General features: G+C 54.6%; 10 protein-coding genes. 3 read left to right on the top strand and 7 right to left on the bottom strand.

The window, feature by feature from the left end:
* Positions 1-336: 336 nt before the first annotated feature.
* Positions 337-2,022 carry a hypothetical protein gene (locus B152_RS0106055; protein ID WP_020591504.1) on the bottom strand — a complete coding sequence of 562 codons (1,686 nt, stop codon included), beginning with the start codon at positions 2,020-2,022 and terminating at the stop codon, positions 337-339.
* Between the two features lie 1,856 nt (positions 2,023-3,878).
* Here B152_RS0106055 and B152_RS25080 point away from each other — a divergent pair.
* Positions 3,879-6,041, top strand: a complete 2,163-nt coding sequence (locus tag B152_RS25080) for a sensor histidine kinase (RefSeq protein ID WP_020591502.1) — start codon at positions 3,879-3,881, stop codon at positions 6,039-6,041.
* Complete coding sequence (locus tag B152_RS25075) at positions 6,038-7,534, top strand: ATP-binding response regulator (RefSeq protein ID WP_020591501.1); 1,497 nt, start codon at positions 6,038-6,040, stop codon at positions 7,532-7,534. The genes B152_RS25080 and B152_RS25075 overlap by 4 nt, the downstream gene beginning before the upstream one ends.
* Before the next feature lie 177 nt (positions 7,535-7,711).
* On the opposite strand, the gene B152_RS26390 is transcribed toward B152_RS25075, so the two are convergent.
* From B152_RS26390 to B152_RS0106025, 3 genes are all read right to left on the bottom strand, one after another.
* A complete protein-coding gene (locus B152_RS26390; protein WP_083921820.1) occupies positions 7,712-9,580 on the bottom strand; it encodes a methyl-accepting chemotaxis protein in 1,869 nt (622 codons plus the stop codon).
* A 178-nt stretch (positions 9,581-9,758) separates the two neighbouring features.
* The gene (locus B152_RS22725; RefSeq protein WP_020591499.1) at positions 9,759-10,829 is read right to left on the bottom strand and encodes an alpha/beta hydrolase family protein; all 1,071 of its coding nucleotides are present in this window, start codon (positions 10,827-10,829) and stop codon (positions 9,759-9,761) included.
* Positions 10,830-10,950: 121 nt separating this feature from the next.
* Positions 10,951-11,718 carry a class II aldolase/adducin family protein gene (locus tag B152_RS0106025; RefSeq protein ID WP_020591498.1) on the bottom strand — a complete coding sequence of 256 codons (768 nt, stop codon included), beginning with the start codon at positions 11,716-11,718 and terminating at the stop codon, positions 10,951-10,953.
* A 172-nt stretch (positions 11,719-11,890) separates the two neighbouring features.
* Here B152_RS0106025 and B152_RS0106020 point away from each other — a divergent pair, with 172 nt between their 5' ends.
* A complete protein-coding gene (locus B152_RS0106020; protein WP_020591497.1) occupies positions 11,891-12,757 on the top strand; it encodes a LysR family transcriptional regulator in 867 nt (288 codons plus the stop codon).
* Positions 12,758-12,911: 154 nt separating this feature from the next.
* On the opposite strand, the gene B152_RS0106015 is transcribed toward B152_RS0106020, so the two are convergent.
* The 3 genes from B152_RS0106015 to B152_RS0106005 form a co-directional block, all read right to left on the bottom strand.
* On the bottom strand, positions 12,912-14,144 hold the full coding sequence (locus B152_RS0106015; RefSeq protein ID WP_020591496.1) for a type II toxin-antitoxin system HipA family toxin: 1,233 nt from the start codon (positions 14,142-14,144) through the stop codon (positions 12,912-12,914).
* Positions 14,137-14,796 carry a helix-turn-helix domain-containing protein gene (locus B152_RS0106010; protein WP_020591495.1) on the bottom strand — a complete coding sequence of 220 codons (660 nt, stop codon included), beginning with the start codon at positions 14,794-14,796 and terminating at the stop codon, positions 14,137-14,139. Before B152_RS0106010 ends, B152_RS0106015 begins: the two co-directional genes overlap by 8 nt.
* A 250-nt stretch (positions 14,797-15,046) precedes the next feature.
* Positions 15,047-16,696, bottom strand: coding sequence for a BCCT family transporter (locus tag B152_RS0106005; protein ID WP_020591494.1), 1,650 nt, complete (start codon positions 16,694-16,696; stop codon positions 15,047-15,049).
* Between the last annotated feature and the right edge of the window lie 368 nt (positions 16,697-17,064).

Raw genomic sequence — 17,064 nt, 5'->3', positions numbered from 1 at the left:
TTCTTTGCGTCGCTTTTTCAGCCTGTTGTTGCTTTTGTCGGGCCTGCGATTACCCGGAAGACCTGCGTCCATGAGATGTGTTACAGAATTATCCTTCACCTTTGGATGTGTAAAGGCCCATCGAATCTTGCTGCGGGAATAATGTAACGATTTGCAGCGGGATAGGCCAAGGTTTTCACCAAAAAAATAGCGCCAAAAAATAACCCGCCAGCAAGAAGAGGCGGGTTAATTGCCTATTGGGTCAAATCAAAGCACAAGGTTATTGCGGTATAGTTTTGCAGCATCTGAGGACCATCCGGTTGCGGATACCCCTTGTGCTACAGATGCAAGTTCTCCTTATTCCTCTTCGACTTCGAGTTCCTCTACGCAGCAGCAATCACCGAAAACCTTTTGATAGAGCAGGGCCTTTTCTTTCGGGTCGGTCAGACTGTCGATGATGGCGAGCGCCTGTTCCATCTTGTCGTTTTCCAGATGGGCTTGTTTGTTGGCGGCTTCCTGAAGCTGGATGTTGTAACAATCCAGCGCTTCACCCTGACCGAGCAGGGCATCGACAATTACCGAGGGCGTGCGCAGGATGCGGTCCTTGGCGCCAAGGATAATGCCCTCGACGCTTTTGTCGCGGTAGACCTGTTTCAGATCGCCGCGCTTCTTGACGTATTCATATTTGCTTTGCGAGGCCGAGGGATTGATGCAGTTCTTGTTGCTGCCTTTGACCAGTTCGATAAAGCTCTCGCGGTTGCCCTGATAATCGGGGATGTTGCAGAGGTGCTCATAGATCCGGTTTTCTTCCTTCTTGGCCTCGGCCGGGCTGTCCATGACCTGTTTGAGCAGATTGCCGATGGACGAGAGGGTGGCGGTGCGGCGGCGTTTGTCCATGCCGTTGTCATAGACAAAGCTGACCCCGTCGAGATAGGTAATGGTGAAATATTCCTGCAGCAACTGGCGGAAGACAAAGTTCAGCACCCGGCTGCGGTTGATGTTTTCCAGGGTGCGGGTGATGGTTTCTTCTGTGCCGCTGCTGGTGCTGGAGCTGGTCTCGGTATTGACCTCGACCTGGCGGGCGGTATCTGCGGTCTGGACGTGGTGATCTACCGCGCTTTCCAGACTGCCGACCTGGTTCTCGATTGCCTCTGTCGCGGTATTGACGGATGAAGCGCCGCCCCCGGCATCGCCACCAAAGCTGACAATGCCCAGATTGACGCCAACATTGGTTCCGGCCTCGACCGACATGCTGTCGACATCGGTTTCCGAGGAGGTCTCGGTCTGCTGGGTGGTGTGCTCGACCGTGGTTTGCAGTTCCTCGGTCACGGACTCGCTATAGCTGTCGAGCACGCTCTCGGCTGTTTTGCTGGTTTCTTCGTTGTGGGTATAGCTCTTGAGCGAGATGGTGGTGGTCTCGCCCGGCAGCAGGCTGAAGGTCTTGAGCGTCTGGCCCGCGCCATAGTCGCCGAGGTAGGAGGCCATCTTCATGCGCAGGACCATATAGATCGCCGGTCTGGCCTGTTTGGGCCGCGGGATGAATTTTAATCCCTGACGCCCGCTCAGGCGGGTATAGAGCTGGGGTCTGAAGCCATCGTTGATCCGGTTGGCGATGTAGCTGGTCGAAAAGGGCAGGGCCCCGGTGGACACGGGAATGTTGCCGGATTTCATCACCAGCCCCGGTTCCATGGATCGGCTGGCGGGGGCCTTGCGTTTGGCTGATACCGTCGTGGCGGCGAGGTTGATGCTGAGGCTTTGCAGTTCCGGCAGGGGGGAGTACTGCTGTCCGCTCAGTATCCCCTCGATGGTCTTGACCCCGAAGCTGTCATCCTTTTTCAGCTTGTCCAGCTCACCCCAGAAATCGTTTTTGGTCAGTTTTCTCTCGACCGCCTTGAATTTTTTCGGCGGGATGTCGAGCTTGACAAAACTGACCACATCATAGGTGGTGGACTGGGGCAGGTTGTAGTTGAGGATCGAGGCTGAACCCGTTTCATCCAGTTTTATCAGGGGCTCTTTGGGGATGCATGATGTGCTGTCACTCATAATAGATGCTCTCCTGTTTTGTGGGGCCTGTTTGTTGCTGCTCTCTTTTGTCCTGTAGGATCTAGTGGTTCGATTCCAACATTTGCATTCCTCATCGGCAAGCTCAGGTGCAAATGTCAAATTCGCTCCACTAGGTCGTGAAGTCCGACTTGATCACACAGCTGCCACCAGCGGGGGTGAGCTGCCAGCTTTCGATATAGATTTCATAGGTTTTGGGGTGAAACTGTGAGCCATCGGGCAGGGTAATGATCTTGTTTTCGATCTGGTACATGTACTTGTCCTTGATCTGGAAATTCTCCAGCAGGCCGCGCAGTTCGGGGAAGGTTTTTTCGATCTCCTTGATCAGGCGCTTTTTCCCCGGAACCCAGTCCGGCAGCAGTTCTTCAAAGGAAATGCCAACAGTCTGGGTTTTCTTGTCATCCGGATCTTTTGACAGGACGTTCCATTCAAAATCGCCTTCGTCGTAACCCCAGTGTTCCCAGCTGTCGACGGTGATCTGCCAGCGGATGACCGGATCACCGGGCGCGGCATCGGGAGCGGGTTGAGGTGTAGAGGTGACAGTGATTTTTGCCACCACGGTGATGGTGCCCAGCGCCTGTTTGATCGGCAGCTTTTCATCGGCAGGNAAAAGGATATTGAAATCGAAAAAAATGGTTTCGCTGCCCCCGGCAGGCAGCGGGCTGATCGCGGGGGTGATGTTTTCGACCACACCGTCAGGCCGGGTCAGGCTGGCCGCCTTGGCCGGATGCAGCGCAGCGGGATTGTCCAGCCGTTTCTGGATAGCGCGTTCGAGAATAACCGAGGCATTGTTACAGACCAGCCCGTCAAAATCGGGCAGGTTCCGCACGGTACTTTCGGGGATAAGCACCCGCCGGGCCGAAGCATCAAAGGTAAAGCTGGTTGGCTGGAAACCAGTGGGCCTGATCTGGTTGAGATACAGCAGCAGAAGTTCGCCCGCCATCTGGCTTTTCTGATGGTGTTGCAGATAATAGGCGTACATCACCCCGATTTCGACCACGTCCTTGTCGTCGACCTCGGCCAGGGTGCTGATGGCGGTGAGCAGCTCCATTGCCTTGTCGAGGGAATAGGGACGGCCAAAAAGCCGCTTGAACTGGCTGTCGATCATATCCCTGGCCCATTTGGGCAGAGCCGAACTGGCAGGCCCGAGAGCGGGGGTATTGAGAACAGGTGTCTTGAGAGCGGGTGTTCCTGTGGGACCGGCCATAGCATTTTTCCCCTGTGCCTGCTCAGGAAAGCTCTATCCTGATCAAAGCATCCGGCCTCCTGGGCCGGTGGTGTATCGGGGTGCCCTAACGTACTCTCCCGATGTGGGTACTGTGGACAGAATAAAGGCCAGGCAAAGCGAGCGTGGTATAAAGCCATCCGGCCAAACGACAGTCTGGACATAAACCCCCGGGCTTCTGCCGGGAGTGAGCTTTATTTTTGCCCTGAAAAAACAGCCATAAGTATTAAAGCACAGAGTCCTTGCCATAATGAAGAGAAAAAAATCAAATTTTCAGAGGGAAATGACGCCGGTTTAATATTCCTTTAAGAGCGATCAAGGCATCATTACAGCGTTTGAGTGTATGCGCTTTCGACAGAAAAACAGGAATTTCGGCTTATTTTATTCTGAATTTTCCTTTTAGCTGGAGCGGGTTTGTCTCCGGTTTGCGCGCTATGGGTGTGAAGTCACCTGCGCCCTGCGCTGCCTCACCCTTTTGTCACGCTTGAGGAGCCCAGATATGATTGGTCCAGGCTTGAACTGCAAAACGGAAACTCATCACCACAAGGGCTGTCTGTGATCGGCGTGGTACAGGTTGTTTGTTGCGCTGCTCATAAAGGAGGGAGGAGTTGATATGCCGGTATGGTTGAAACTGCTTCTCGGTTTTTTTGTCCTGAGCCTCTTTACCCTTGGCATGGTTTGGCATTCCGAAAACGAGCTGGCCAAGGTGGTTGAGCGTATTGACATTGTGTCAGGCAAAACCGCTGATATCACGACGGATATTGTCGCGATGAAACAAAATCTCGATGAGACTTTTGACAGCGTCAGGGAGCTGGAACAGGAAATCGAGAAAAGTATTTCCCTGGCCAGAGATATTTACGACAAGCCGATGCAGGCCATGAGTTATGCCCGGGCGGCGCAAAATGATTTTATCACTATCGACTATGCACTCTATAAGGCCTATCGCGATAAAAATCTGGCCGGAGAGAAAGTTCGAATTAATAAAAAATTCGACATATTCCTGCGCAATTTTGACTATGCAGAAAGACGTTCCATCGCGGTGGGGTCGGATCGTTATATCAAGAAGATCAAAATTTTGTTGCAGGAGTGGGAAGCACAAAAAGACCTTCTGGTTGGCGGTCAGGGAAATTATGACAAACTCGCGTCCGTATCGGAACAGCTAATCGAGGCGTTATCGACCATTGTCGAGTTTGAAGCTGCGGCAGGTTATGACATCGTACTGGCCTCAGAGGATACAATTGAACACGCGACAAGGATACTTGAGAACATCCGGGGGGCCTCAAAAGAGGTTCTTGCCAGTTCGGGTGTGGTTCATACTTCAGCCCGTTCTGCCTTTATGGCAACCCGGACCAATAGTGCCGAAGCAAAACAGGTGCTGGAGACAAATCGGATAATATCCAGTGTTGGAACGGTGAGCAGTATTCTTGTTGCTCTGGCACTGGCCTTTAATATTATTCCGCCGATAAGACGTGCGGAAGTCATTGCAAGCAACATTGCCCGCGGCAATCTGTCGAATGAGATCGAGAGCCGGCGCAAGGACGAGTTTGGCAGTCTGTTTCGCGCCCTGAAGATCATGCAGGGGGATCTGAGACAGAACATGACGGCGGAAAGTGCCCGGCTGCTTGAAGCCCAGGCCCGGCTGGCCCTGGTCGCCCAGATCAATGCTGCCATAGAAAATCTTCCCATCGGGGTGCTGATGGTTTCAACCGATCTCACCGTGCTGCGCTATAACCAGAACCTGATGATGCTGTACGGTCTGGAAGAGGAAGAAGTCTATCCGAAGATGCCTGTGGTAGAGCTGATCAAGACAGTTTCAATGAAGCCGATTGTTAAGGAGTCCGAAAGGGAGAAATTTATCCAGAACTCCCTCGACTTTTACAAGACAAAGCAGTCTTTTCAGCTCGAGCGAAAATTCGACAATGGAACTACGGTTGATATCAGAGGAAACATTGTGAAATCCGTCGGATTTGTGGTCACGGTTTCCGATATTACCCACCTGAAGGAACTGCAGGAGGAGATGGTCCAGGTCGAAAAGATGGCTGCACTTGGACAGTTGGTCGCCGGTGTGGCGCATGAAATCAATACACCAATTGGTCTGGGTGTCACGCTTTCCTCGCATCTGGAAGAGGCCGTCAAGACTGTGCAGCAACAGTTTGAATCAGGATCGTTGAGGGCGAGCGGATTTGAGAAATTTATCGGGGAAATGGCCGATGGCACCCGCATGATCTCGCAAAATCTGGGGCAGGCCTCGCGACTGGTCCAGAGTTTCAAACAGGTTTCTGTGGACCAGCATCTGGACGAACTGCGCCCGATCAGCGTCTATGAGTATGCTGAAGACGTACTGCGCAGCCTGCATGCCAAGTTCAAGCCAACCGAGATTATCATCCACCTGCGGGGAGAAAGAGATAAGCCCCTGCGGATCTATCCCGGTGCTGTGGCCCAGATACTGACAAATTTTCTGACAAATTCCTATCTGCATGCCTTTGATGACGGCAAGCGGGCCGGAAATGTCATTATCACGGTGACACAGGTCGGTGACAAGACCCGGGTGCGTTATGAAGATGACGGGGAGGGGATATCGGAAGCTTATCTGAACAAGGTATTTGACCCCTTCTTTACAACAAAACGCGGTGGCGGCGGGACCGGACTGGGGCTGCATATTGTTTACAATCTTGTTGTGCAGAAGCTGAAAAGTGAAATTCGCTGGGGAAGTGCCCCCGGTGTCAGTACCTGGTTTGAGTTTGATTTACACAATATCGAGGCCCAGAAAACATGACGCAGACTGTTCAGGATCCAGAGTTCCCCCCCCAGAACAAGGAAGCTTCCTCTGATGACGATGGGAGCCGGGATCAGGGATCGCATGATGCCCGAAGAGAAGACGTGTCTGATGAAACCGATCTGTTTAGCGAAAGTATTCCTTTTGAAGAAACAGGCGATTTTGAGGACGAAGACAGGGGCGACTTTGGAAATGCCCCGGAAGCCGAGCCTGTCGATGATGATTTCCTGATGTTTGCCGAGGCCGAGACAGAAGCGGACCTGGTCCCGGATATCGCCCCCTCCTTCAAGGCATGCTGGAATGTTCTGATCGTTGATGATGATCCGGAGGTCCATGAGGCGACGGTATTTGTGCTGCGCCATTTTGAATTCAAGGACAAGGGGATTTTCTTTCATCACGCCCGCTCTGCAAAAGAAGCAAAGGTGATTCTGGAGGAAAAACCGGAGGTCGAGATCCTGCTTCTGGATGTGGTGATGGAAACGCAGGATGCGGGTTTGCTGCTGGTCAAGTGGGTCCGTGATGTGTTGAAAAACAGGAAAATCAGAATTCTTTTGCGTACCGGACAGCCGGGGGATGCGCCGGAAAAGCAGATTATCCGCGATTATGATATCAATGATTACAAATCCAAGGCAGAACTTACCGCCTCGATGTTGCATACCTCGCTCTATGCGTCCTGCCGGGCATATCAGGATCTGGTTACGCTTGAAAATCAGACCTTGCAGCTTGGTCTGGCGCTGGCAAACCAGCAGCAGCAGAACAAGATGCAGAGCGATTTTATCTCGATGGCATCCCACGAGTTCAGAACACCTGTTGCGATTATTGACAGCAGTGTCCAACGTCTTGAACGTCGGCTGGACGACCTGGACCGGGATTTTGTCGAAAAGCGTCTCCGGCAGATCAGGGCGGCAACCCAGCGGATGCTGACCCTGATCGACAGTACGCTCAGTGCTTCAAGGATTGAAGCAGGGGAGATCGAAATCGAGTTGGGATCGGTTGATCTGGCGGGCATGGTTGCACGTCTTTGCCTGAGCCAGCAGGATATTTCGGACCGGCATCAAATCACCTATGATGTCAGAGAACTGCCGCGTGATCTGCTTGCTGACCGGTCAAAGATGGTCCAGGTCTTTACCAACCTGCTCTCGAATGCGGTGAAATATGCGCCGAATGCTCCCAAGGTCATCGTTAAAGGCTGGGTCAAAGGGGGCAACGCCTATGTTTCAGTCCAGGACTTCGGCATCGGTATAGCCCCGGAGGACCACGACAAGATCTTCAGCCGCTATTTCCGCTCGCGCAATACATCTGGCATATCCGGCACGGGTATTGGCCTTTGTCTTGTCAGCTGGCTTTTGGAGGTCCAGGGCGGATCGATCTCCTTTATAAGCGAGCTCAATGTTGGCTCAACCTTCACCGTGAAAATGCCTGTCCAGGCGAAAGAAGGCGGCGTTTCCGAATATGCCGATGTGCCGCTCTGTTCGGAAGACTGCCTCTGCTGAAACAGGACAAATCCCTGTAGGGGAGAATAGCTGGCGGCGGGTACTATCTGGCGCTTGCAACAATATCATCCGGGTCGAAAAACATCCATAGGTGTAAGAACCTGTTTTGGGGTGGGAGGAGAGTTCGGGAACGGGAGGTGATTTATTCCTCCTGTCTCCCATGTTCTGTCGGCTTTTCTATTGCGGGGAATAGCCCAGGCGCAGGTTGCCCCACTGTTTGCCGTGGACGGTGATCGGGGCGGAGAGGTCTTTCATCAGGATGAAATTGCCACCGCCCATATCGCGCAGATAGCTCTGGAGCAGATAGGGGGCGGTATTGGCCCCGGCGGCGGCCCCGGTACGGTCGGTAAAGATACGGCGGTTGCGACAGTTTCCGGCATTCCAGACCGGATCATCGGGCCTTTGCGGGTGGTTGTATTTCAGATTGTGGGTCGGCAGATAACCGTTGACGTCAACGGCGGCACAGAAGGCCACGCGGCTGTCAAAATCAAGCACGGCTTCCTGAAATTCGGGCAGGACCCGGTCGGTGAGGTCGAGGTAACGGGTAAGATGCTGCAGCGGATTGCTGTTTTCCAGCGCCTGATAGTTCCGGTCAAACAGATCCTCGAGCGAGATTTCCCCCTGATCAAGGGCCTGCTCAAAGCGGGTGGCGATGCGCCGGGCGCTGCGGATACAGCGGGCGATAAAGGGCTGGTCGATGGCAATGTTGCCTTCCAGCAGGGCAGAGAGGGCCGCCTGTGCCGGGGTGCTGAAACGGATGCTGCAGCCTGCCGGTGAAACTTCGGTGATCCGCGCGGCAAAGTCACCCAGCGGCAGGATGCTGAGGCTGACCTCCCTGTCAACCTCCGGGACAGGGTTTCGGGTGCTTTCTCCAGAAGTATGGGCCGGGGGACTAAAAAGCAGCCTGCCGCCGGAGGCGGTCATCTGATGCAGGCGGGTATCCACAAAACCGGAAATTCCGGGGACTGTCAGACGGCAGTCGAGATCAAAGGGCACAAAGGCCGCAGCAGTGTTTTTTGTATTGTTATCAGGTGTATTGCCTTTTTCTGCCGGGGCATAACTGCTGCGCACGGCGGTTTGCAGGCGCAGGTTCAGGGCCTCGACCAGTTCATGCAGGCTGTGGGCGCTGTCCTGATGCCGCCCCGTGGTTTCACTGACGTGATTGACCTGGCCGACGACGTGAGACATGGTCGCGGTGACCTGGCGGGTGCTGACCGCGGCCTGCTGGGCATTGCGGCCAATCTCGTTGACGGCGGCGACCTGTTCCTGCACCCGGTCGGCAACTTCCGAGGAAAAGTCCTCGACCTCGCCAATGACCTTGCTGATGCTGGAAATCGCCTCGACCGCCAGCCGGGTAACCTGCTGGATTTCTTCAATCTGGGCGGTGATGTCCTGGGTGGCCTTGGCAGTTTGCTGGGCCAGGCTTTTGACCTCGCTGGCGACCACGGCAAACCCCTTGCCTGCATCTCCGGCGCGTGCGGCCTCGATGGTGGCGTTGAGCGCCAACAGGTTGGTCTGTCCGGCAATGCCCTCGATCATGCGTACCACATTGCCAATGCGCTCGGACGCGCTGGCCAGGGTCTGGATGGTCTCGACAGCCTGACTTGCCTCGGCAGAAGCGCCCTTTGCGCCTTCGGCTGTCTTGGCCACATGGTCCCCGACCAGCGCGATAGAGGCGTTCATTTCCTCGGTCGCGGCGGCAACGGCATCAACATTCTGGGTGGCGGTTTCTGCATCTGCTTCCAGCTGTCGGGCCCGTGCAGTCACATCCTCCAGGGCCTGTCGGGTTTCCTCCGAGGCCGCAGTCATGGTTTCCCCGGCCTTTTGCGCCTGGCTCATGGTGCCTTCAAATTCCCCCTGCAGGGCATCACCGAGGGTATGGAGATCCCGTCGGGCACGACAGGCGGCACGAGAGGCTGTCAGGTGGGCCTCGCTGTAGAGTTCCGGAGAAACCGGAAGTGCATTTTCTGCTGCTAAAGGAGGGTAGTCATCAAGATTTTTGTGCACCATAGCTTTGCCGGGCTCAAGGATTCCTGAGCGGTTCATTTGCTTTAGACCTTTCAACGTCGCGTCAAAGTCTCGCCAAACCGGTTTTTATTATGATTATGTGAGCGGAACTGTTTTTGTTGTTCTTAAGCTCTGGTGACCCGCTGATGAGGATCTGCTATTAAAGTTAACAAATAGTTTTCTTTGCCGGCATGTTCCTGATTTCTGTATGGGGCGATTATTTTGTCAACAGCAGGTGAGCAGTCAAAACATTGATGATCTCGTCTGAAATTTCGTGGTGCAGCAGGTTCCGGTCGCGATTGTCGGGTTCCTGACAGATGGCCTGGTCTTCGCCTTCTTCTGCCAGTATGGCCACGCCATTTGGTTTGCAGACAGCAAAGGCGCTGAAGTGAGAGGTTCCGGGCAGAGTTGTGTAGCTGCTGCCGGGGATCAGTGCCGCCAGAGCCGAGGCTTCCAGTCCCGGCAGGATCGTGTCGGGCGTACCCAAATTCAGGATTGTAGTGGGTGAGGTGATGGCGGCGAGGCTGCCGGGAGAAAAACTGGTCGAGAGTTCGGGATCAACCGCGATGGCGATTTTGATCCGCGGATCAAGGTTTGATCGGGCAATCCTTGCGGCATCGATCTGCTGCAGGTCAACGTTGCTTTTGGAGAACCAGGCACAATCAAGACCCGTGCTCCCGGGGTTGCAGCTCTGGCTGTAGTGATCAGGGTCAAGCTGCGCCCCAACCAGCGAGAGGACAGATGTCCCGCCGAGAAAAAATCCCAGAGCACCAACCCTGTCTGCATCGATATGGCCGGACCAGAGGGTATTTTTTTCAAGTTCGGTGAGTGTTGCGGAAAGATCCCCGGGGCGCAGCCAGATTTCAGCCGGAGCAAGATGTGCATCGCTGGCGCGCAGCCGTGGAGGCTGGACAAGGGCAGCAATGAAGCCCTGAGAGGCAAGACGGGAGCCGATCCATCCGCCAAGATCGGGCGCAGCCCTCATGCCACCCAGCGAGACAAGGACAAGCGGGTGGGAGCCCTCGGCAAGCGGTGCGTCCTTTGCTCCCTCTATCCCTTTAAAGAGAGCAGTGTCACCGACAATAACGGCTTCTCCGCCTGTCGCGGCCGGGTACCAGAGTGTTATGTCGAGTTCTCTCTGTCGTTCCGGGGCCGTGATCTGCATCGTTGAAACGCCGACCTGCTGCTCCCCGGCAGTTGCCGTTCTGCCGAGGCCGGGAATAAGGCCCAGGCTCAAGCCCGCTGTAACCAGAAAAGTCAGGAGAGTTTTAGTGCGCTTCAGTTTCATCGTTTGTCACTTTTATGGCTCAGGTCAGAGGAGCTTGCCGTCGTGATAATGCATAAAAGTGATTTAGGCTCTTGTTTTTGCTTTTCAAGTTTGCCCCGGTTGTTGTGACACTCCGATTTTACTATTCCCGGTAGGAGGGGTCGCTTTTGTCCAGCATGGCTTTCAACTGGTCGAAGTGGGCAAAAGACGCGTCTTTATAGTCTTCCCAGCTGCGGGCGGTTTTTTCGGCGATCTCGTCGCTGAGAATATTGAGTTCCTGCCCCGTGGAATAGGCGAGGATCAGGGTCTTGGCCGCGCGTTCGAGAAAATAGAGATCTTCAAAGGCCTCGGCGACTGTATTGGCGGCAACCGTCACGCCGTGATTGCCCATCATCATAACAGAATGATTGCCAAAGGCGCGGGCGATGCGCTGTCCCTCTGCGGCTTCATCGGCCAGCCCGGCGAAACCCAGATCAATGGCCATGCGGTTGAAAAAGCGGGCGGTGTTCTGGTCAATCGGCTTCATCGACGGGTCTTTCAACGTTGCCAGCGCCGTGGCATAGGCCGGGTGACAGTGCAGCAGGACCCGCGCATTGGGGACGGCGGCATGGACCGCGCCATGAATACACCAGGCGGTGGGGTCCGGGGCATCCGGGCCTTTCATGGTTTCCGGGTCGTCGGCATCAAGCAGCAGCAGGTCGCTGGCCCGGATGGTGGAGAAATGCTGCCATTTCGGATTGAGCAGAAACTTTTTACCATCAGCCGAAACCGCAGCAGAGAAATGATTGCCCACGGACTCATGCCAGTCAAAATGCACCGCCAGACGAAAGGCCGCAGCCAGATCAACCCGCAGCTGCCATTCCGCGGCATCGTAGGCTTTGCCTGTGTGTCGGGATGTGATCTGGGACATGGTGTTTCTCCTGAAAGGGGGCTGAGGGGTGCCTGGTGCTGGTGCTTATTCTGGTGGCCGAAAGAATTCTGGAAGAAGGCCCGGACATTTACAAACGAGAAAAAAGCAGTATTGTCATAAGCAAAACTACTGCATTGATAATGTCAGTGAGGTGAGAGCAGAGGGAGGGTAAATGAAAGATAGCCGTCTTCCGCCACTGAACTGGCTGCATGCCTTTGAGGCGGCGGCGCGACAGCTGTCCTTTACCGGGGCGGCGGGTGAGCTGAACATGACCCAGTCGGCGGTATCGCAGCAGATCAAGGCGCTGGAACAGCGTCTCGGCCATCCGCTTTTTATCCGTCGTCCGCGGGCGCTTTTGCTGACCGAGGCGGGCGAGCGTTATCTGCCGGTGGTGCAGGATGCCTTTGACCGTCTGCAGCGCGGCACCCGTGCCCTGACCGGAGAAGGCGAGGACGAACGCCTGACGATCCAGTGCAATATGGCTTTTTCGATCTTCTGGCTGGCGCCCCGTCTGCCCGGTCTGCTGAAACGTTTCCCCTGGCTGAGCATCAATGTGGTGCCGGAAATCTGGATCAACCAGACCGAGCCGACGGCTTCGATGCTGATCCGCTATGGTCACAAGATCGAGGAAGGGCTGGAATCGCAGTTACTGTCGCGCGGGGAATTTTACCCGGTCTGTGCGCCAGAGCTGCTGGCAAGGGCAGACTGGCGACACGATCCGCTGTTCGATTGCAGCGCGGTTTTCTGTTGCTGGGAAAACTGGCTGGCTGATCAGGGGCAGAGCCTGCCCGCCGGGCGGAGTATAAACCTGGCCTCAACCTATTCCATTACCCTGACTGCTGCGCTGCACGGGGCCGGGCTGGCCATGGGTCACGATGCGCTGGTGGGCGATCTGCTGCAGAGCGGACGTCTGGCCCGGCCCTTTGATCACGCGGTGCAGATGCGAGAAGCCTATTACCTGATCCAGCCCGCCCGCCACAGCCAGACCCGGGCCAGCCAGGCCTTTGTCAGCTGGATCGAGGAAGAGTTCGGGCTCTGACAGGGGCAGAGTTAATCACAGGCCCGGAGATATCGGGGAGATATCGGGGAGATATCGGGGAGGTAACGGGGAAATCCCAGGGGAAATCCCAGGGGAAATCACGGGGAAATCACGGGGAAATCACGGGAGGAAAATCGTTATGAAAAACAATTTTCTACCTGTTGCCTTTCATCAGCGGAAGGGTTGGGAGCAGCGCGTCAATTGCGGTTCTTACATCGTCCAGCATTGGCAGTGAATTTTTCTCACGTCGCCAGATTTCTGAAAAGTCACTTGCTGTTTGACGGGCGACATCAAGAACCATTTTCGCGGGCAAGGCGGCTTTTGCGGCCAGATGGGTCATTTCGTCTTCGTCAAAGGCGGCAAAATCTCGGACCCGGCTGTAATTGAGGGCGAAGCCTTGATCGGGGATGTAGGGAACGGTCGAAACAAAATCATAGGCTGGTGACAGGGCAGCGTTGTGTTGATCAGGATAGATCAGTGACCAGTTTTTGAGATGCATATCCCCATTGCCAATCAGCGTGTTGAAAGTAATGCGGCGGATAAGCTCGCGCATATCTTCATCTGTCCCCTCCGCAGCAAGAACAGAAGCAATGTTGCGCATGCTCGCCTTCTTGTACTTGTTCTCGCCATAGACACCAAAGACCTGTGCAAAGTCCTCGGTGTGTATGCGCCCCTTGTCGGGATGGCGGTCAAAACGTTCAATAACGAAGGCCCTGGTCCCAAAGCGATCCGTACCGTTTGGCAGGTTTGCAATGCTGTCGATATCAACCAGATCAATTCGGGGGACGTCCATGCCCAGCATGGCGGCCAGTCGCATCATTGAAAATTCGTTTTCGGGGACACCGGTAAATTCCCGAGAAGGCAGCTTGACGATCCAGTCCCCCCCGACACCGGAGGCGGGAATGGTAAGACCGCTGCGGGTGTTTTCAACGGCCGAGAATTTCAGCTGTACACCGGCAAGAGAGAAGCGCAGCATATTTCTTCTGTTTGCGGGCGCAGCTGTATCCGCCTTTTGCAGCGTCTCTGGGGGCCAGTTTTCTCCGTCTGCCGGTTTGATTGTAATGGCGCCGGGGAGGTCTTGCCCTAACGCCCAGAGCAAAAAAAATTCTCTTCCAGCATGAACCCCGGCTTGTTCTGCGAGGTAGCTGCGCAGGTGCCCTTCCGGCAAGAGATTGGAGAAAAATGGCATGACCTGCGTCTGGACAGGCCTGAAGGCGGTACGTAACCCGCCGAACTCATCCTTGAAAAACAGGCCGAGTGTCGGGCGGTCGGGGGTGTCGATGTAGTCTTGGTTGAAGGCAAACAGACTGCGGTCCCCGGCGACACGTGTCAGTGTTCCGATGGGTTGGTCATAAAGTTCGATATCAAGAACAGAGACATCAGCCATCGCTGTCATCCTCGTCCAGGCTGTAGGCTGGTCTGGCTGCTGGTTGCTCGACCGGACGTGATGGCACTTTCTGTGTCAGGATATTGCAAAGCCGCCGGGTATCACGGGCAATTTTCTCAAGGGTTTTGACCCCTTTGGAGTCTTCTCGGGAATGGTTCAGGGCTTCAAGTGCGTTCCGTATATTCCTGATCCTGCTTGTTTCCTGTGATATATCCGGGAATATACCGGGAGATACACCGGGAAATACACCGGGGGAGATATCAGGGAAGCTGTTCAGTTCTCGAAACTGTTTCTGCAGGCTTTGCATTGCGGGGTCCTTGTGAAAAGCCTGAGGGAGTGTATCAAGGGCGCGTTGGGCACGGGTGAGCTCTCGCAGTGCATCGTTGCTGTTTTGCGGCTTTTGGTTGCCTGTTGAGCGTATAATTGACCTGACTGCCGACGCTGCCTTGCGGGGGATCATGATCAGTTCGAGGTCAAGTGCATGGGCGAGGGACGCCAGGCTTGAAAGCCTGAGATCGACGGCATTGCTTTCGATCTTCGAGATATGCGATTGCGGCACGCCTGAAAGTGCACTTAGCTCTCTTTGGCTTAAGCCTTTATTTTCACGGTGTTCTTTTAGAGACGCGGTGATGTTTTCAATTGCATAATTCATTATTTGATCATCTTTTATACATCAATGATATTTTTTGATATATATTTCTATATCATATTTGTGGTGTGTGGTTCAAGTTTTGATCTGTATTTACAGATCAACTGTTATTATTGATCTATTTTAAAGTATCATTTTTTAACTGAAACAGGAAGGAATTCGCATAGATCCGCCCGGTTTCTGTTGCTGTCTGCTGAAAAGTAAAAAAGCCCCTTTCCCGGTAAGGAAAGGGGCAGGTGAGGAGGCGAAATTTTTATTCGGCTGCTGTGAAGGTTGTCGCGGTGCCAATCTTGCTTCTCAAGCCGTCCCGGTAGATCGCCTTGATAAGGGAGACACACATCAGGACCATGACAATAGAGAATGGCAGGGCACCGATTACCATGGCGGTCTGGATGGCTTTGAGCCCGCCAACCAGCAGCAGGGCCGCAACCACCAGTGCCAGGGCGACGCCCCAGAAGATGATGTGCGGGCGGGCTTTTGGTCCTTCATCCCCGGCTGCATTGATGGTGTTGACGATCAGGATCGCGGAATCAGCCGAGGTGACAAGATAGGTCATCAGCAGGACGACAATGATCACCGCCATGATCCAGCCCAGGGTGGGCGAGAGCATCAGTGCGGTCATGGCAAAGATCTTGTCACCATCAGCGGCGGCATTGATTGCCCCCTTGGCAACGCCGGTCAGCTCCATGTCGATGGCGGTGCCCCCGGCAAAGGTGAACCAGACAAAACACATCAGCGCCGGGACGATCACCGCCCCGATGACAAACTCGCGGATGGTCCGGCCTTTGGAAATGCGGGCAAGGAACAGCCCGACAAAGGGGGCAAAAGCAACCCACCAGGCCCAGTAGAACACGGTCCAGCCGCCCTGCCAGCTGCTGAGGGCGTCGCCAGTTTCGCTGCCATCGGCCTGATAAACGGTAAAGAGCATGGACGGCAAGGCGGCGACATAGTCCAGCAGTCCGACAAACAAAGCGGTCAAGCCAAACCAGGTGGAGCCGAAAAGCAGGAAAAAGCCCAGCAGGAAGATGCTCAGGGCCATGTTGATGTTGGAAAGCCACTTGATCCCCTTGCCGACACCGGACAGGGCGGACAGGGTTGAGGCGCCCATAATCACCAGAATGGCAAAGATGATTGCGGCAGACGAAGCCGTGCCCTGGTCGTTGTAGAGCCAGTCGCCAAAGCCGATCCGGTGCAGGCCGGCAACAAACTGTTCAACGCCAAAGCCGAGAGTCTGGGCGACGCCGAGAATGGTGGCGATGACGGCAACAATGTCAATGGCGTGGCCCAGCGGCCCGGAAAGCCTTGCACCAAAGAGGGGGGAGAGCGCCGAGCGGATGGTCAGGGGCAGGTTGCGGCGATAGGCAAAATAGCCCAGGGCCAGTCCGGTGATGGCATAGGAGGACCAGGCCGAAAAACCCCAGTGCAGAAAGGACCACTTGTAGGCATTGATGACATTGTCTTCCTGGCCGCTTCCGGCCAGACCCTGAATGACATCGGGGTTGTTGCCAAAGTGATAGATCGGTTCTGCCACAGCCCAGGTCAGCATGCCGACACCGATCCCGGCGCCGAACATCATGGAAAACCAGGAGAAGTTCGAGAATTCCGGTTTGTCCGAGGGCAGACCCAGCTTGAGCCGCCCGGCAGTCGGCCAGACGGCAAGCAGGATGCAGGCAAGGACAAAGCCGCCCATGACATAGACATACCAGGTGGCAAAGTTTGCCAGAATAAAGCTGTTGAGGCCGCCCAGAATGGCTCCGGCCTGATCTGGAAAAGCCACGGCCCAGATGATGAGGGCGCCGATGGCGAGTTTTGAGGTGACAGTCACATCAAAACTGAAACCCTTGTAAAACCCGCTTTGTGCCGTGCGGATTGGCAGATCTGTGAGAGGCGCTTTTATCGCCATTACCTGTTTCCTTCCCTTGCTGGAGACCTGCTGTGCTGCAGGCCCTGATTTTTATTGTGTGCCTGCAGTCTTGGTGCTGCCGGGGGCCTGGGGCGTGCGACAGGGGCTGAGTGTTAAACACCGATGGTGGTGTTTCATCGCCTGGCCTCAGGTGGAATAGAGGGGGTTATTTTCTCTCTTGGCACTACATTGAAATAAATATTTTTATATATATTTCGTGTGATAAAGAGGTTATATCGATTCTTTGCTTAGTTGTAGGCCTATTGTTTTATGATTTGTATAAATATAATTATGTCATTTAGAGTTTTGTTTTTGAATTTCATCTGAAATTGGAAGATGAAAAAAACTTGCGAACACAGTTAGTAATT

It is taken from the genome of Kiloniella laminariae DSM 19542 (assembly GCF_000374005.1).
In the GTDB taxonomy this organism is placed as follows: domain Bacteria; phylum Pseudomonadota; class Alphaproteobacteria; order Kiloniellales; family Kiloniellaceae; genus Kiloniella; species Kiloniella laminariae.
Note: the sequence above shows the minus strand (reverse complement) of the source record. Positions and strands in the feature narration are given on the sequence as shown.